This window comes from Cohnella sp. (assembly GCF_041640265.1).
Lineage (GTDB): Bacteria > Bacillota > Bacilli > Paenibacillales > Paenibacillaceae > Cohnella.
Genome location: NZ_JBEQAP010000029.1, coordinates 20,578 through 38,932, shown reverse-complemented (window position 1 = coordinate 38,932; position 18,355 = coordinate 20,578). Strand labels below are relative to the sequence as shown.

Annotated in this window: 16 protein-coding genes; 15 read left to right on the top strand and 1 reads right to left on the bottom strand. The window is 41.5% G+C overall.

Translation table 11 applies throughout. The features are described from left to right. The first annotated feature begins 72 nt into the window (after positions 1-72). The 9 genes from ACESLK_RS19000 (at position 73) to ACESLK_RS18960 (ending at position 9,292) form a co-directional block, all read left to right on the top strand. Positions 73-1,125: a glycosyl hydrolase gene (locus ACESLK_RS19000; protein WP_373231279.1), complete on the top strand. Its 1,053-nt coding sequence runs from the start codon at positions 73-75 to the stop codon at positions 1,123-1,125. 323 nt (positions 1,126-1,448) lie between these two features. Further along, a complete protein-coding gene (locus ACESLK_RS18995; RefSeq protein ID WP_373231278.1) occupies positions 1,449-3,389 on the top strand; it encodes an asparagine synthase-related protein in 1,941 nt (646 codons plus the stop codon). A gap of 5 nt (positions 3,390-3,394) precedes the next feature. After that, positions 3,395-3,517, top strand: a complete 123-nt coding sequence (locus ACESLK_RS18990; RefSeq protein ID WP_373231277.1) for a paeninodin family lasso peptide — start codon at positions 3,395-3,397, stop codon at positions 3,515-3,517. Between the two features lie 77 nt (positions 3,518-3,594). Continuing rightward, on the top strand, positions 3,595-4,509 hold the full coding sequence (locus ACESLK_RS18985; RefSeq protein WP_373231276.1) for an HPr kinase/phosphorylase: 915 nt from the start codon (positions 3,595-3,597) through the stop codon (positions 4,507-4,509). A 19-nt stretch (positions 4,510-4,528) separates the two neighbouring features. Next, a complete protein-coding gene (locus ACESLK_RS18980; RefSeq protein ID WP_373231275.1) occupies positions 4,529-4,837 on the top strand; it encodes a lasso peptide biosynthesis PqqD family chaperone in 309 nt (102 codons plus the stop codon). Next, a complete protein-coding gene (locus ACESLK_RS18975) occupies positions 4,834-5,316 on the top strand; it encodes a lasso peptide biosynthesis B2 protein (protein WP_373231274.1) in 483 nt (160 codons plus the stop codon). The genes ACESLK_RS18980 and ACESLK_RS18975 overlap by 4 nt, the downstream gene beginning before the upstream one ends. Continuing rightward, complete coding sequence (locus tag ACESLK_RS18970) at positions 5,306-6,493, top strand: nucleotidyltransferase domain-containing protein (protein ID WP_373231273.1); 1,188 nt, start codon at positions 5,306-5,308, stop codon at positions 6,491-6,493. Before ACESLK_RS18975 ends, ACESLK_RS18970 begins: the two co-directional genes overlap by 11 nt. 13 nt (positions 6,494-6,506) lie before the next feature. Beyond that, positions 6,507-8,333 (top strand): ABC transporter ATP-binding protein, encoded by a 1,827-nt coding sequence (locus ACESLK_RS18965; RefSeq protein ID WP_373231306.1) that lies wholly within the window; start codon positions 6,507-6,509, stop codon positions 8,331-8,333. After that, positions 8,333-9,292 (top strand): nucleotidyltransferase family protein, encoded by a 960-nt coding sequence (locus tag ACESLK_RS18960; protein ID WP_373231272.1) that lies wholly within the window; start codon positions 8,333-8,335, stop codon positions 9,290-9,292. Before ACESLK_RS18965 ends, ACESLK_RS18960 begins: the two co-directional genes overlap by 1 nt. 59 nt (positions 9,293-9,351) lie before the next feature. Here the strand turns inward: ACESLK_RS18960 and ACESLK_RS18955 are convergent, their stop codons facing one another. Then, positions 9,352-12,150 carry a glycosyl hydrolase family 28-related protein gene (locus tag ACESLK_RS18955; protein WP_373231271.1) on the bottom strand — a complete coding sequence of 933 codons (2,799 nt, stop codon included), beginning with the start codon at positions 12,148-12,150 and terminating at the stop codon, positions 9,352-9,354. 270 nt (positions 12,151-12,420) lie between these two features. Between ACESLK_RS18955 and ACESLK_RS18950 the strand changes: the two genes are divergently transcribed. The 6 genes from ACESLK_RS18950 (at position 12,421) to ACESLK_RS18925 (ending at position 18,347) form a co-directional block, all read left to right on the top strand. Next, entirely contained in the window at positions 12,421-13,140 is a 720-nt protein-coding gene (locus ACESLK_RS18950) for a YveK family protein (RefSeq protein ID WP_373231270.1), read from the top strand. Then, positions 13,109-13,780 (top strand): CpsD/CapB family tyrosine-protein kinase, encoded by a 672-nt coding sequence (locus ACESLK_RS18945; RefSeq protein ID WP_373231269.1) that lies wholly within the window; start codon positions 13,109-13,111, stop codon positions 13,778-13,780. The genes ACESLK_RS18950 and ACESLK_RS18945 overlap by 32 nt, the downstream gene beginning before the upstream one ends. Before the next feature lie 170 nt (positions 13,781-13,950). Continuing rightward, entirely contained in the window at positions 13,951-14,841 is an 891-nt protein-coding gene (galU, locus tag ACESLK_RS18940; RefSeq protein WP_373231268.1) for a UTP--glucose-1-phosphate uridylyltransferase GalU, read from the top strand. A gap of 70 nt (positions 14,842-14,911) precedes the next feature. After that, a complete protein-coding gene (locus ACESLK_RS18935) occupies positions 14,912-16,285 on the top strand; it encodes a UDP-glucose dehydrogenase family protein (RefSeq protein ID WP_373231267.1) in 1,374 nt (457 codons plus the stop codon). Further along, on the top strand, positions 16,282-17,229 hold the full coding sequence (locus ACESLK_RS18930) for a glycosyltransferase family 2 protein (protein WP_373231265.1): 948 nt from the start codon (positions 16,282-16,284) through the stop codon (positions 17,227-17,229). Before ACESLK_RS18935 ends, ACESLK_RS18930 begins: the two co-directional genes overlap by 4 nt. Next, a complete protein-coding gene (locus tag ACESLK_RS18925) occupies positions 17,226-18,347 on the top strand; it encodes a glycosyltransferase family 4 protein (protein WP_373231264.1) in 1,122 nt (373 codons plus the stop codon). The genes ACESLK_RS18930 and ACESLK_RS18925 overlap by 4 nt, the downstream gene beginning before the upstream one ends. The last annotated feature ends 8 nt before the right edge of the window (positions 18,348-18,355 follow it).

The following is an 18,355-nucleotide window of genomic DNA, read 5'->3' as shown; positions in this document are numbered from 1 at the left end:
CTTTCATCCTCACGACCGGTAAAAATAAGCTTGGGCACTAAAAATGCATAACAAAGGTGAAAGGAGTATACGATGAGGAATTACTTGAGATTTATATTAGCGTCATTGGTTCTCCTCTATCTCACAGGGTTTGTTGGATTCGATAAATCTCAGGAAATGATACGTAATCAACAATCCGAGAAACAGACGGTGAATAGAGGCTCTTCGAATAACGCTAAGAAATTGTTGAAGTTTCTTCATGAGATTAAAGGGAAGTATACGCTCACGGGAATGCATAGCTTCTTGGAAAAGCCCGATCTATATGCGGAAAAAATTAAGCAAATAACGGGTAATTATCCAGCGATAAAAGGGTATGAATTAGGTGGCATCTTGAACCAGCAGCCAAGCCAATTACAGAAAGAAAGAGATGGGGTCGTCAAGAGTGCGATCGGATGGCATAAATCCGGAGGCATCGTGGCAATGACCTATCATATCCATCTTCCGGGAGAGTGTTATTGTTGGAAAAAAGTTAATAATGGTGGAATTTCTCAAGAGGAATTCAAGAAAATAATAACTCCGGGTACGGAGCAATACAAGAAACACCTAAAGGATCTTGACGATGCGGCGATTTATTTGAAAAAGCTGAGGGATGCCGGGGTTCCAGTCTTATGGAGGCCTTACCATGAGATGAACGGGGGTTGGTTCTGGTGGGGCAGACAACCGGAGTTTACTAAGCTATGGGACATTATGTACAAGCGGTTCACCGAATATCATGATCTAAATAACCTTCTCTGGGTATGGAGTCCTGGAGCCCCTGACGAATGGTCAGATCCCTTTGAATCCTATTACGTTGGTTCGAAGAAGGCTGACGTATTAGCGCTGGATATTTACCATAACAAATACAAGAAGGAGCATCACGATCAGTTGATTGCGTTGGCTAAAGGCAAACCTATTGCGATCGGTGAGAATGGACATCTTCCTACTCCGTCGCTACTGAATAATGATCTAAAAAGCTACACTTGGTTCATGGCTTGGGGTAATTTGCTAGAGGAGACCAACAGTAAAGATGTTATTCAAACGTTATTCAAGGAGGATCGAGTATTGAATTTAAACGAAATGCTTACGAAGAGGAAAGAGACTAAATAAAGGGTTAACACTAGGGCTAATGCAAAAAAAAGTGCTTGCAGCTTGTATTGCAAGCACTTTTTTTGCCGTATTTACTCATCAATTTCAATTTTGATAGCCATTTCATCGATACGTTTTGTATTACACTATTTCGTAGCATTCGAGCCTTAGACCCTTTTTCTTACAAAAAACTAGTTGACAGGCACCTAATTCTATAATAAAGTGAGAAACAAATGATACAGTTAGTATCATTTAAACAATTCAAGAACGCTTCACTTGGAATTATTAAGCCATGCAGGATGCACGAATTAGTGTGAAGTGCTTGCGCAGCAGAGAGGTGTAAAATGAGTGCAATTCATGGCATATGCCACTTTAATCATGAACCTATCCCTCTAGAGCATGGGATGAATTTAATGAAGTCTCTTGACCGATACTCATTCGATGACACACATTGCTGGCTGCAAGGTTCTATATTCCTCGGCTGTCATGCGCAATGGATTACACCTGAATCTATTGGCGAAAAATTGCCTTACTATGATGCGAGCAGACAGTTAGCCATCACAGCAGATGCGATAATAGACAATCGGGAAGAGTTATTCGAAAGATTGCAGGTGGAGTATCCATATAGAAAAACCGTGACAGATAGCGAGTTGATTATGCTTGCTTATGATAAGTGGGGAGAAGATGCTCCGAAGTTTATTATAGGCGACTTTGCCTTCATGATCTGGGACGAGAGAAAACAGCTGCTTTTTGGAGCAAGAGATTTCTCTGGAAGCAGAACACTCTATTACTATCATAACTCAGAGCGTTTAGCTTTCTGTACGACGATGCAACCGATGTTATCGTTACCCTATATCAGCAATCAACTGAATGAACAGTGGCTGGCAGAGTATCTGGCCAATCCTGGAAGAATTGAAACAGTTGATGTTACTTCGACTGTATACCACAACATTAGGCAAGTACCTCCCTCGCATTCGATTACTGTAGAGAACGGTAAAGTTAAGCTTTCAAGGTACTGTACCTTTAATGAGGATAAGCCATTAAAGCTGAAGACCAATGGGGAATATGAAGAGGCTTTCCGAGATGTTTTTCGAAGAGCAGTCCAATCTCGATTGCGTACTCACCATCAGGTGGGATCATACTTAAGTGGCGGGCTCGATTCAGGTTCTGTCGTCAGCTTCGCTGCCAAAGCCTTGCTTAACGAGAATAAGCGATTGCATACATACAGTTACATCCCGGAGGAAGATTTTGTTGATTGGACACCGAAAAGCAGGATGGCTGATGAAAGGCTATTCATCCAATCGACAGTTCAGCATGTTGGCAATATTAACGATCATTATCTCGATTTTAGAGGGAAAAGCCCCTTATCTGAGATGGACAAGTGGCTGGATACGATGGAGATGCCCTATAAATTTGTTGAAAATTCATTTTGGCTGAGCGGCGTATATGAGAAAGCCAGACAAGAAGGCATCGGCGTTCTATTGAACGGGGGCAGGGGCAACTATTCGATTTCCTGGGGACCTGCCTTGGATTATCAAGCAACTCTCCTAAAACGCTTTAATCTCTTTCGTTTATATCGTGAGATGAGTATGTATAGCAGAAACAAAGGAATCGGCAGACGGCACTTGTTGATGGAAGTAAGGAAAAGGGCATTTCCCAAGGCCGTTAACTCCCAAGAACAATATTTATCACCTATGCTAATCAATCCAGAGTTTGCCGAACGGACGGAAGTCTATGCGATGCTTCAAAGACACGGTATCAATAGGACAGGGTTGAAATTATCGAGAAGCAACCCTATAGAAGAAAGGGGAAAGCAATTTGATGAGATCATCAATTGGACCACCAGCGGGGTTAGCGGGACGAAAATGTCTTTGCGTCATGGAATGTGGTACCGGGATCCTACGAACGATTTGCGGGTAGTCCGATTTTGCTTGTCCGTGCCAGTAGAGCAGTTCGTGCAGAATGGAATGGACCGAGCGCTAATTCGGAGATCTACTGCAGATATGCTTCCGGATAAAGTTCGATTGAACTATAAGATTAGGGGGATTCAAGGCGCCGATGCGATCCATCGGATGAATCGGGTATGGCCATCCTTTATGGATGAGGTTAGGCATCTGTGTACGGACACCCGCATGAAGGAGTATCTGAATATCACTGCCATCAAGGCTGCCATTTCCAAGCTAGGTGATAATCCGGATCCCAAAACGGTGTACGATGGAGATTATTCAATGTTAATGCGAGCGCTTATTGTTTACCGATTTATCAAAAATCTTGAGAGGAGGTGAATAAAATGAACAAAGAATGGAAAAAACCATCGCTGGAAGTGCTTGATGTAAAAATGACCTTTGCTGGTCCTGGCGTCTCAATCCCTGATTCTTTTGATCCAGATGAAGCAACTCAACATCACAGCTAGAACATGAATTTCTAGGGCCCTTATACGTAATCTGTATGAGGGTCCTTTCACTAAAGAAGACACTTTGGAGGATAATAATGATTCATACTATACATAAGTCCTTATACAGAGCATTTGGATTTCGAGTGGCAAGCGATATTAAACTACCGGAATTGCAGGGACTAGAGGACGAGAATATAACGGCGGATATTGTCATCGAAAGGGCGGATCTGTCCGAGGATTGGAGCCGTTTAGCCGTACCGAATCGAAAGACATTCGTGACAGTAAATCGGGTTATGTTCCAGATTGCGGATACTGCGACCTACTGCATCCAAGACGGCAATAAAATTATCGTTTCTCCAATGGCGGGAGCCGATGAGGATCAGATTAGGCTTTATATTCTGGGTTCCTGTATGGGTGCATTGCTATTCCAGAGAAGGGTTCTGCCCTTGCACGGAAGTGCCGTAGAAATCGGTGGAAAAGCGTATGCGTTCATTGGAGATTCCGGTGCCGGCAAGTCAACGCTTGCGTCTGCTTTCATCCAAAGGGGTTACCCGCTAGTAAGCGACGATGTAATTGCAGTCTCCCTTGCTCATGATCAAACCCCGATGGTTACACCATCATATCCTCAGCAAAAGCTATGGCAGGAAAGCTTGGATGGCTTTGGAATGGAGAATGCATCGTATCGCCCCATCTTCCAAAGAGAAACCAAATTTGCGGTTCCTGTACCCGGCATGTTCCATAAGGAGCTGCTGCCCCTCGCTGGAGTATACGAGTTGGTCAAATCAGATAAGGAAACGATACAAGTGGATCGCATTCGAAGCCTGGAAAAACTGTCTATTCTGTATTGTCATACTTACCGAAATTCTTTTATTTCTCGATTAGGGCTGATGGAATGGCATTTGAATATGACAGCCGGTATGGCGAACAAAATCGGCGTTTTTCGAATACAACGTCCTGTTACAGGATTTACTGCTCCAGAGATGGTTTCATTTATTTTATCTACTACATAAATAAGGAAGGTTGATTTTGATGATTACAAATCAGGTACTTACTATGGACCATATTCTCATTCAGGCGGAGGGAAATATCGTAAGCGACATGGATGGAGAAAAGGTGATGCTCAACATCAATAAGGGTAAGTATTTCAATCTTGGCGATGTGGGTGGAAGAATATGGGATGCCTTAAGCGCTCCGATATCCGTTCGTAAGCTCGTCCCGATTCTAATGGCTGAATATAACGTCGAGCAGAGTGTGTGCGAGGATCATGTTCTATCCTTCTTGGAAAGTCTGCTCAAGGAGAATCTGGTCTATGTCAATGTAGAAGGAAAGCGGCAATGAATGCGGTTAAATATATTCGTAAGCTTTCATCCTTAGATAAGGGCATGCTGCTGTTAATGATGGAGTCGTTCCTTTACTTGGCTTGGGCACGGATTCTCGTTGGGTTACCGTTTGCTAAGATAGCTCCTTCTCTAGGCTCTTGGATGGAGGAGACTTCCCATGCGTCCAGCATGCAGGAAACAATCCTCATCAAGCAAATATCAGTCGCTCTGCACAGGATGAGCAGACATACTCTATGGGATAGTAAGTGTCTTGTCAGGGCAATTGCGGTCTTGAAGATGCTTGAAAGAAGACATATTGATAGTACGCTTTATTTAGGAACCGCTAGAGATGCCAATAAGGCAATGGTTGCCCATGCTTGGCTTCGCAGTGGTATCTTCTATGTAACAGGGGCGGAAGAGATGAGGAAGTTTACAGTGGTTGGAAAGTTTGCTAAACGGATAGATAAAGCCGGACAAGAGGGATCATATGATGAATAGTTCTTTCCTGTATGATTTGGATTCCTTACCTAAGGAATTGAAATTGTTACTCGCCTTTATGCGAATTGAACAAGATAACAGGTCCATTAGCATTCAGCGTATTCTATCTAAAGACGTGGATTGGGATCATTTCATTCTTTTGGTCAGACATCATCGGGTTTCAGCTATTATTTATAGCCAATTAAAGAAAATGAATCCTACCTGGGTCCCGTCCTATGTTCTTGAAACGTTGCACCAGGAATACCACAAGAATGTATTCCGAATGCTGCACTTGAGCGGAGAGTTAGAAAGGATTTGCAAGCTGTTCGACGAGCACAGCATTCCTACACTGTTGCTGAAAGGACCGGCTCTTGCATTTGATTTATACGGTGATATTTCACATAGAACTTCAAGAGATTTAGACATCTTGGTAAATATAAATCAACTAACTGAAGTGATGCAGCTGGTCCTGGATCAAGGCTATGTGGCAGAGGATATTGAAATGAACGTGCTAGAGGGCTGGAGATGGAGACAGCACCACTTTACCTTTTATCATCCTCACAAGAAGATCTGTCTTGAAGTGCATTGGCGACTAAGTCCGGGGCCTTCGAAGGAACCAAGCTTCCAAGAATTATGGGAACGAAGAAGAATCAATTTACTTACTAGTTATTCTACATACTACTTAGGTGAAGCGGACATTTTCTGTTATCTGATTACCCATGGCGCAAGACATGGTTGGTTTCGGCTGCGTTGGTTGGCAGATATCGATATCCTAGTAAGACGACAAACGAATTGGAGCAATGTGAAATTATTGCTGAAAAAATATCATTCGTTAGCGGTGGGCGGACAAGCTCTGATTCTGGCATCCCTGCTTCTGGACACTCCATTAAACAAGGACATGCACAGCATTGTAAGCTATAGTGGTTCAGTGAAATTAGCACAGACAGCGCTTCAATTTGTTCGAGAAGTCGTAGACATGCATTCCAATCCGCCAGAAGATTTAGAACGTCATTATAGACGTTATTTATTTGCCGCGAAATCAAGACGGCAGAAGTTCGTATACATCCTCAGTCATTTTTACCCTTACCCCATCGATGCTCAGACTCTGCCGTTGCCAAAATATATTAATTTCTTGTATTTCCCACTACGTCCTATATTATGGACCTGGAGAAAAGCGAAGAAATTTGCTGTAACCTAAGGGGGCGTTTAATCTGAAATCTATTCTTTACTTTACAAAGCGATTATACGCTCACTCAGGAAGAAAATTACTCGTAAATCTCATTGGGATGGTATTGATTAGTTTCCTTGAGGGTATTGGAATCTTTCTATTAATTCCGATGCTCAGTATGAGTGGATTTGTAAGTGTTAGTTCAGAATCAATCCCCTTGTCTGGTATGTTTAATGTATTCAAGTTAATACCCGCAGATTGGGTATTGCCGCTTATATTGGGGATCTATGTGTTGCTAGTTATCGGTCAAAGTTTTTTGAAACGCGGTATTAGTATACAGAATGTGAAAATCCATCAGGGGTTTGTATTTTATTTAAGAGCAGAAACCTACCGGTCCATCTTACAATCCAATTGGGATTTCTTCATGAAGCGGAGAAAATCTGATTTCATTAATTCCTTAACAGCTGAATTAGGACGAGTCAGCAGCGGGGTGAATATTTCCCTGCAATTAATAGCCTCTATAATTTTCAGCCTCATCCAATTGGGCTTGGCATTCTGGCTGTCTGTTGAGATGACGATATTCGTCATTGTATGCGGTTCCCTTCTAGCGTTCCTATCTCGGAAATTTATTCGCCAGTCGAAAGATCTAGGTAAACAAACGATAGAATTATCTCAGCAGTATATGGCTGGGATCACGGATCAGATGAATGGAATTAAGGATATAAAAATCAATATGCTTGAACATTCCCGATTAACCTGGCTTCGTCTTCTTAACATCAGAATGCAGAAGGAGCAGGGCGAGTACATTAAGTTGAGAACAACATCACAGTTTTATTATCAAATGGCATCTGCGGTGCTCATAGCTGCTTTTATTTTTTTGTCGGTACAGATGTTTCAGGCTAGATTAGAGCAGCTCTTACTCATCATTATTATCTTCTCGCGATTATGGCCGAGATTTACAGGCTTGCAGTCCAGCCTGGAGCAAATAGCCTCTACTATTCCGGCGTTTAATAACATCATTAAATTGCAAGATGATTGTAAGGAAGCCGAAGAGTTTACCCTAAGCGACAAACATGATCAAAATATAAAAACTCTCACAATAGAGAAATGTCTTGAGGTTAGCAATGTAAATTTTCGATACAATCGGGAGGAAACGCAATTTGTACTTCAAAACATCAATGTGCAAATTCCCTCTAAACGAATGACTGCTATTGTTGGTAAGTCCGGCGCTGGAAAAAGCACATTAATTGATATCATAATGGGACTTATACAACCGGAATCCGGACAAGTCATTATTGACGGTATCCCACTGACAAGCGATCGGTTATTATCCTTGAGGCGATCCATCAGCTATGTTCCGCAGGACCCTGTTCTCTTTAATGCAAGCATAAGGGAAAATTTATTGTTGGTTAAAACGAATGCTAGCGAAGATGAGATTTGGGAGGCGCTAGAGTTTTCGGCTTCTGCTGAGTTTATTAGAAGGCTTCCACAGGGTCTCGATACGTTCATTGGTGATCGCGGGGTCCGATTATCTGGAGGAGAACGTCAAAGACTGGTTCTGGCCCGGGCGATCTTACGCAAACCCTCCATCCTTGTTTTGGATGAAGCAACCAGTGCATTAGATACGGAAAATGAAACAAAAATTCAAGAAGCGCTGGATAACTTAAAGGGAAAAATGACCATTATCGTCATTGCTCATCGGCTCTCAACGATACGCAATGCCGACCAAGTGATTGTCATCGATCAGGGGATTATCGTTCAGAAAGGGATGTTCAGCCAGCTAGCAAATGAAAAGAAAAGCGTGCTGAACCATCTGCTGCAATCTCAAGTCGTCGTTTGGCCACATGCTATAGAGAAGGTTGGAGAGTAATGGTTATAGCATTTTTGCAATCACTGTATCACCCTGAAACTGAGTTACCCCGAGATAACGATGATTATCATCGGCTTTTACAGGATATCGAGCTATTTATGATCTCCTCTCAGGTTTATCATTTGTTGTACGAGCAAGGACGGCTGGAGAAAACCCCCCTTTTCTTCCAACAGAAGCTTAAAGCCGATTACACGCGCGGTGTGCATCATAATTTCTATATGATGCAAAAAGAGGGAGCATTGTTAAAGGCTTTCGAACAGAGGCAAATCGATGCCATCCCTCTTAAAGGAATTCAATTTGCAGATCGCTATTTTGGTCATTTCGGAGCCAGAATCACCGGTGATATTGATATTTATATTCCGCTTAGCAAGCTAAACGAAGCAATTGAATGTGTTAAAGATCAGGGTTATAGGTTCCAGATCATAAAGGATCATCACGCCCGGCTGTATAAACACGAGCTGTCTGTTGAATTACACTGGACGTTTGATAAACAATATTGGTCTGATCTGAATCCGGCTCCTTTTTGGGAGTCATCAGAAACCTTTAAAAAGTACAATTTTATTAGGCAATTATCCACGCAATATACCTTTTACTTTATTTGTTTGCATGGTGCTAGACATCAGTTGGAGTCACTGAGATATCTGTTGGATATTGTTCAGATGTTATATACATGCAGTGAAAAAATAGACTATGACTTATTATTTCAACAAGCGGTTCGCGACAAAACATCAAGGAGAATAAAAACCGTGCTTTCCATTGTTTATCAGCAATTTCCTCATTTGCACGTGTTGAAGCCGCTCAACATTCCTTTGGTGAAAAGTCGTTGGAATTATGATTCAATAAGAAAGGCTAAGCTAGGAATTAAGGATCGACAATATTATGTTTATAAATTTTTTTTCAAGCATCTGATATTCGATTCTTGGAAACACACCTTGAAGTCAATAAGGAAGTCCTATTGAATAATAATCATAATGGACCACTTGGCTAAAGGTTAGCTAGGTGGTCCATTTAGAAATGATTAAGAGCTTATGGTCCCAAAAGTCTTAAACTGAACTGCATTCCCAACAAATTGCCAAGTAACGGTTCCATCTATAGCTGAGCCCGAAGTATGAGTAGGGGCTGCGGATCCTGAAGTGCCGGCAAGAGTGCTTTTGTATACTCTAGTTCCAGAGTAAACAAGCTTATTCAATGAGTAGGCTGTTTTTGCTGTCCAGGTTGATTCTGCGGCATATCCTGCAGTTGTGCATACCCATCCAATCGTCCCGCCAGCTGTTGGGGTAATATTAATTATCCTATCCCCTACAATAAACATGCCCTTGGTGGGTAGAGATGAGCTTTCAAATTCACGCCTGCCTGCATTTGGCACACCCGTATTATTGACAACAGTTGATTCGAAGTTATGAAGAAGCGGATAATTAGTTGTTGAATTTGTTATTTGGTTACCGCTAATAACATTATTTCGAGCGCCGCTTCCTTCATTAATTGCCGCTGTGGAGGTATTAAAATGATTCTGCATATCGATTTTGTTATTAGTAACGATATTATCTGAACCGCTGATAAAAATAACTGCTCCCCATGTATTAGCCCCGGAAACAGGAACACCAGATACCGTATTACCTGTGACTATGCTTCGATCACTGACACGTATTAGCCCTGTTTGATTTGCTGTCACGATAGAGCCGCTAGGAATTTTAACAACTTTATTTAAGGTGATATTATCTGTTATTACCCACCTATGATCCTGTGTATTGTTCGTCGCTATATCCAGAGCCGTATCCATATTTGGATTATCCGATGTTATTGAATTTCCTGAAAAAATAAGTTCTTTCAGATACCGCAATTCAACTGGCCGTTGAGTTACATTTTCATACTGATTAATGGAGTTATTCGTTATTCGAACTCTTTTGACATTTTCAAAGTTATTTGGATTAACAGAGAAACTAATGCCGCTAGAGCCAAATCCAGTTGTGGGATCAGAATAAATTGAAATGGCATTGTCACTAATGTTTAAGTCTGAACACGATTGCCCTACGGCAGGTAGTTCGAGTTTTATCGCATTGCCGCCATTCAAATAACCCAAGCTCTGAATCTTGATTTGATTACCTATAACATTAATATTTTCCATTATCCCGCCTAATCCTATAGCATTGTCATATCCTAAAATTTTGTTGTAGGAGATATTTATGTGTTTGTATCCATATTTCGCGCCTCCAAAATTTATTGTTCCGTAATTATTAAATGTGTTAAAGCTGATGTCGCCATAGGAGGTGACGTCGGTATTGCCAAAAGTTAAACTCCGCATGATGATTGCTTCCGCCCCGCCTACTTTTGTACCGCCATATCCCAGAAAAATATCGGAGAAAAGATTGTTATCTACACGATAACGATGCCCCCCAATACCTAAAGCATTGGAACATCCATGATGAAAATGATTTCCAGTAATTCGATAGTCCGAACAGTTTCCATCGTATGTGCTTATAAACTTGCCCCGAAAATATCTAAATTCACAATCCTTTATTAGGAAGTATGAATGTCCTTTAGTCCCCAAGGGATTAATCATAAGCTGCGCAAATTCAGTAGTATAGGTTCGATTGCCGCCATCCCAAATAATGCCTTCGAATGACCAATGGGAAGCACTGTTTCCTTTAGATACAAAGTAATACATATTGTCATTACAGGGGTTAACATGCATTAAAAATAAAGGTTTGTTTATCCCTTTCGTAGTAATGTTTGATGTGAAATATACTGATCTCGCTGTCGCCGGATCAAGTCTAAAATGGTAAACGCCTGAATCGACTTCTATCGTTCCGCCGCCGCATGTTTCAAGGTAATTATAGGACTTGTTATATGCATCTGCATTATCCATCATTACGACTCCGTTGCCGTTTAAGGTAGCTCCAGCATTGTCTTTGAGTGTAAGGGTTGTTGTTCCACCGCCAGAAACAATGGTCGTTACTAAAATGTTATTCAGCTTTACATTAGGTGCGGTTAATGGTATCCAAGGCGGGGTGGAAGCCGCAATTGAACCGTGCCCTCCATCTTCCCAATATGCGGTTACATCCCGAATAAGTCCAAGGATTCCACGAGAATTTGCTGGATTGCTCTCTTCGCCATAAATGGCATAACCATGACGTGATCCGCCGACAGGCATAGTAATTCGAATCTTATTTCCAGTCTTGAAACTCAGAATATCAGGTGCGTTGGTTATTGTCGTTACCGCACTTGCAGAGGTTATGCCGCCATATTTATCGAGAATAGCAATGCGATAACGATAGGTGGTTGATCCAGCCGTTCCAAATTTCGATAGAGTGGGTTGAGGGGCCGGGTTTGGGAAGGTGGAAGTAATATTGCTGCCTCCATGTAAGACCATTACAGTTTGTCCATCCCAGTATCTGAATTTATCCGTCTCGGGTATGCTCAGAAGATTTGAACCCTGGGTAAAAGACGCCTTTGTCGAAACAATTCCTCTTTTTTCATCCCCTTCGTTAGAAGCACCGAACCATTGAGGTTTAATCGTTCTCTTGTTAATAATGTCGCTAATAACCGTACCCTCTCCAGCAAAAAGGGGAAATGGCGCGGCTATAATTTTGGAGTTTACTGTCAGCTTGATCCCCTGCGACATATAAAGATAAGCATTCTTATCGAAAATAAGAGTTTTTTCCTCCGGGAATATAGTGTTTGCTGAGATATTATAACGACCTTCAGGAAAGTATATTGACGATTTGTCGCTAGCCATAGCGTTTTGAATAGCCTTTGTGTCATTAGCTACACCATCTCCAACAGCACCGAAATCGACAATACTGCTAGCATTAGACATTGATTATCCCTCTTTTCTCCATGTGATTTCTCAACCTTAAATCAACTAGTGTTTATTAGCTTATGCCAGTTATAAACAAGAAGTGTGGAGTGTTGACGGAGAGGATTTGACCAATTATCCCGCTTTAACATGGTTCAAACTACCTATAATACGATACAAAATGAAACAAATTGATGATTTTGTGACTAAATCACAATTGACATGTTACAGTATGTATCGTAATATGGGTAAGACAAAACATTAATTCTATGGAACTACTGGAGGGCACTGATGGAATTTGTAGATTACTTTAGAATCATTTTCAAACGTTTGTGGCTGATCGCTCTTATTGTATTCATTTCTACAATTGTTACGGCATACTACAGCGATGACCAATACAGACCCGTTTACGGAGCGACGGCCAAGTTAATCGTGAGTAAGACTTCAGACCAGGATCAATTAATCAATACCTATAAGGAAATCATTAGAACACCAGCGATAATGGATATTGTCGTCGAACGTTATCCTGCTCTACAAATTAGTTCAAAACAACTAATCAGAGATGTGCAAATCAGTTCGTTAAATGGTACTCAAGTCATGGCAATCTTCATTCAGGATTCTTCTTATGAAAGAGCGGCGAAGATTGTAAATGCAGTTTCTGCTGTTTTTCAATCCGAAGTTCGTAAGCTAGTAGAGGTAAATGATATCAAGGTATTAAATCTCGCAAATGAAGCAGAAAAATTTGCCTTACCGCTTAATGAAAAAAGTAATGAAGCTACCATTATAAGCTTTCTGATCTCCATCCTCTTTGGAATAGGAATCGCGTTACTGCTGGAGTATATGGACAATACGATTAAGTCGGAGAGCGATGTTTTGCAAGTCTTTCAATGTTCGACATTAGCTAAGGTAGCTAAAACAAAGGACAAAAGGCAACAACGCCCCTCAAGTAATAAATCAAGAAAAAAGGTCGGTGAAGTAGGTGGATCATCCTATACAGCTCTTAACCGGTAAATCAAAATCTAAAAAAGCATCAAAACTGAATTCAATTGCAACAGATTCCTATAGAGCCTTGAAGATTAACATCGAATTTAAGGCAATTGGTAAGGATATCAAGACATTAGTAATAACATCGTCCATGCGAGGCGAGGGCAAAACAATAACCTCACTAAACTTAGCCATTGCCTATGCCCAGTCAGGTAAGAAAGTACTGTTAATCGATGCTGATCTAAGGAAACCTGGAGTTCATCTGCTATTCGAGGGTGATTACGGTCGCGGACTAACCCATTTTCTTATCAACGAAAGCACGCTAAGTGAAACAATTCAGAAAACGAATATTCCAGACCTCTCTGTTATTACCTCAGGATCAACTCCATCCAACCCATCGGAATTACTCACCTCACCACAAATGGATATTCTCATAAATGAAGTAAAGCAGAATTACGACATTATATTGATCGACACACCACCTATCTTGGGATTCATTGAAACCAAGATGCTGGCAGCCAAATGCTGCGGAGTCGTCTTTGTAGTTGAACATGGCATAGTAAAAAAGTCGGTTGCTAGTAAGGCGAAAGACGAGATATTGAGTGTGAAGGCTAATCTACTAGGTGTCGTAATGAATAAAATGAAGAAAAAAGAGGCGTCTATTTAACCCTGCTTTACCTTCATAGGTCTTAGGTAATGTCTACTAACCTTTATCAATGTAGGCACTCGGCTATGCTGTGGGTGTTTGATACCTTAGACGTAGATCGTCAAGGGTGTAGCGTGAGGAGGGGTTTAATGCCCCTGAAATATTCTTTTCGAAATCAAGGAGGATAATAGATGAATAGAGTTAGGAAAGCGATAATTCCCGCAGCGGGCCTTGGAACAAGATTTCTTCCAGCAACTAAAGCGATGCCTAAGGAAATGCTTCCAATTATAAATAAACCAACCATTCAATACATTGTTGAAGAAGCAATAGAGTCTGGGATTGAAGATATCATTATTGTTACCGGCAAGGGAAAAAGAGCGATCGAGGATCATTTCGATCATGCATTTGAGCTTGAAACCAATTTAATGGAAAAAGGTAAGCATAAGCTGCTAGAGGAAGTAAGAAGATCTTCAAAGGTGGAAATTCACTATATTCGCCAAAAGGAACCGAGAGGCTTGGGTCATGCGATCTGGTGTGCAAGGAGATTTATTGGGGATGAACCCTTTGCAGTTTTATTAGGTGATGATATTGTTGATGCCCAGGAGCCGTGCTTGAAACAATTAATGAAGCAATATGATCTCACAGGAGCTTCCGTAATCGGTGTGCAGCCAGTTGCCGAGAATGAGACGCATCGGTATGGGATTATCGATCCAAGCGGCCGAGATGGAAGGTTATTTCAAGTGAAGAACTTTGTTGAGAAGCCTTCTTCAGGCCAAGCCCCATCCAATTTAGCAATCATGGGACGATATATTCTAACCCCTGAAATCTTTCGATTCCTTGAGCTTCAACAGCTAGGTGCTGATGGAGAGATCCAATTGACGGATGCTATTCAACAGCTTAATCAAATTCAAGACGTTTTTGGTTATCATTTTCAAGGTGTTCGTTACGATGTAGGAGATAAATTGGGTTTTATTCTCACTACATTGGACTATGCATTAAAGAATCCCGAATTTCGTCGTCCGCTGTTGAAGGTTATAGAAGAGATACTTATAAAAGAGAGATTGCAAGAAGTAATTGCATGAATCTTGGATATCCTCGCTTGTGCTGAGGGTATCCTTCTTCATTTAAAACATTATTACGAGGAGACGTTATATGAAAGTTGCTGTCATTGGTACAGGATATGTGGGGTTGGCTACAGGGATATCTCTGGCATTTCTTGGCCATCAGGTTAACTGCATCGATATCGCAGCAGGAAAAATAGAGCTGCTTCGGCAAGGAAAGCTTCCGATCTTCGAGCCGGGTTTAGAGGAGCTATTCCACAAGGCCAAACCTAATTTGCACTTTTCAACTTCCTATAGGGAGGGTCTAGTAGATTCGGATGTAATCTTTCTGGCTGTGGGAACACCTGCTAATGTCGATGGGTCTCCAAATCTTAAATACCTGTTCTCCGCAGTTGATGAAACAATTGCATGTCTCCGTAATCGTGAAGGGCTAACTGTATTAGTGAATAAAAGCACTGTTCCTGTAGGGACTGCGGATCAAATATTAGAAAGAGTAAATTCAGCATCGTTACATTCCTCTGTAACCATTGCTTCTAATCCGGAGTTTCTGAGTCAGGGTCGGGTGGTAAGTGATACCCTGTACCCGGAACGAATCGTAGTAGGTGGAAATGAAAGAGCTATTCATGTTCTACAGGAATTATACGCACCCATTATTTCTCAGACTTTTATATCGCCTGAGCAGACTCCTCGTCCAGAGACTACAAAGGGAGCAACCTTTATTAGTGTAGATACGAGGAGCGCTGAATTAGCCAAATACGCGGCAAACGCATTTCTTGCTATGAAAATTAGTTTCATTAATGAAATGGCCAATGTTTGTGATCGGGTCGGTGCTGATGTGACAAAAGTTGCAATGGTTATTGGCAAGGATCCCAGAATAGGTTCATCTTTTCTTCAAGCTGGCATCGGTTACGGTGGAAGCTGTTTTCCAAAGGATACAAGGGCCTTACAATTTATTGCGGATACAATCGATTACGATTTCAAGTTGCTTTCAGCTGTTATTGAAGTGAATAACAATCAGAAATATCGAATCATTGAGAAGCTTCGTGAGGAGATAGGAACCTTATATGGGAAGAAAATAGCTGTTTTAGGCCTTACATTTAAGCCTGGAACGGATGACCTGAGAGAAGCGCCAAGCATTCCAATCGTCAATGCCTTATTGTCTGAGGGAGCGGAGGTATATGTCCATGATCCGATTGCTATAGATACAGCGAGGGCAATACTGCCGAGAACAGTACATTTCAAGCATCAGTTATCGGATGTGTTGTTAGATGCGGAGGCTGCACTTTTAATTACAGAGTGGCCCGAATACCTAAATCTTAAAGCTGAACATCTCATTTCGGTTATGCGCCGGCCTTTATTTATCGATGGACGTAATGCATTGAATGCAGGAACTATGAATGGAATCGAATATATAGGATTCGGCCTAGGTGATCGCATCGGTTCGAAGCCTCTTCATCTCGTATGAAGATAAGTGTATTAATTCCAACATTTTGCAGGGTGGCCGATTTAGATCGCTGTCTGCAAGCTGTTATTTCACAGACTGTAAAGCCGCATGAGATTATCGTAATAATCAGAGAAGAAGATATAGAAACTTTACAGTATATCAGGAATCTCAATCCCTCAAGTATCCATCTAAAAATAGTTGAAATGAATATACCTGGTGTAGTTCAAGCAATGAATAAGGGTTTAAGTGTTGCTACAGGTGAAGTTGTGGCAATTACGGACGACGATTCCGAGCCGTTTCCCGATTGGTTAGAACGAATTGATAATGTCTTTGCAAGTAACAAGAAGGCCGGCGGAGCTGGAGGACGTGATTGGATCCATCAGGACGGTAACATTTTGGATGGAGAAGCTGCTTCTGTAGGGAGTATTCAATGGTTCGGCAGGAGGGTCGGTAATCACCATCTCGGAATAGGCGCAGCACGAGAGGTCGATTTCTTAAAAGGGGTAAACTGCGCATATCGTACAGAGCCATTAAAGAAAATTGGCTTCGATAATCGATTGTTGGGCAAAGGAGCACAGGTTCATTGGGAGCTTAGTGTCGGATTAACTATGAAAAGGATGGGATGGAAATTAATTTATGATCCCTTAATCGGAGTTGGCCATTATCCTTCTCAGCGGTTTGATGAGGATAAGAGGAATGAGTTCAACCCTATAGCATTAAGAAATGCCATACATAATGAAACATTAGTTATCCTGGATCATTTACCATCTATAAGAAAACTATTTTTTTTGATATGGGCGCTGCTGATCGGTTCAACTAGTTCACCAGGACTACTTCATTTACTTCGGGGTGTATTAATGAGAAAGGGAAAGGTAATATCAGCCTATTGTGCAACCTTGGAGGGTCGTTATATGGGGATTATCGGGTGGAAAAGAAACAAACGTATGGGAGGTGTTGAACAATGAAGGTCGGTATTGTCATGCCACTTGCGGAATTAGGAGGTGGAGCCGAATTTATGTTACTTCATCTTCTGCGCGCAAATAAACACACAAAAAATAGGGAATATACGTTATTTTTTTTTGAGAATGGTCCGTTAGTTAGTGAGGCTGAAGCACTAGGTTACACTGTGAAAGTAGTTCCATCCGGAAAGCTTCGACAAATAAGCAAATTATTCATGACAGTATACGCCCTATTTCGATGGATAAAAAAGGAGAAAGTTGACATTGTTTTATCTTGGATGAGCAAGGCACATCTTTATGCAGGTCCTGCGGCATGGTCGGCTAGGATTGACGCGATTTGGTTTCAACATGGGGCACCTGAAAAGAATTTTATGGGGCAATGTCTTAAATATATACCTGCAAGAGCTGTGTTATGTCCTTCGCAGTCAGCTAAGGAAATTCAGTGTCAATTTACACCTAATATTCCAGTAACTGTCATTTATCCCGGCGTGGATTTATTAGAGAACAATCCAATGATGCTTCCTCCGACCGAAGAGGTTAGAGTGTTGCTGGGTTTACCCACAAAAAGCATCATTGTTGGCATAGTTGCAAGGCTTCAAAGATGGAAGGGAGTGCATGTATTTGTCGAAGCGGCAATACGTGTCATTAAAGACCATCCAGATGTACACTTTGTAATCGTTGGAGGCAGTCATCATTCTGAACCAGAATATCGCACTGAACTAGAAGAACAGGCTATAGCTTCGGGGATTGCAGACAACATTCATTTTGTTGGTTATCAGCCGAAAGTATCAAGTTGGATTCAATCATTTGATATTCTCACTCACTGTTCAATTGGCATAGAGCCCTTTGGGATGATTATCGTTGAAGGATTGGCTTTAGGGAAAGCGGTAATTGCGTCCAAAGCAGGGGGGCCGCTTGAGATTATCAAGGATGGCGAGAATGGATTGTTAGTACCTCCTGATAATGTTGCACATTTGTCATTTGCAATTCTTAAGCTAATCGAGGACCGGGATTATTACAATGTATTATGCAAGGCTGGTGTGAAACGAGCAAAAGCATTCAGCACAGAGCGTCTATCGGATAATATGGCGGAGTTTATAGAATCATTGCGGATAGGAGCTTGAATAAGAGT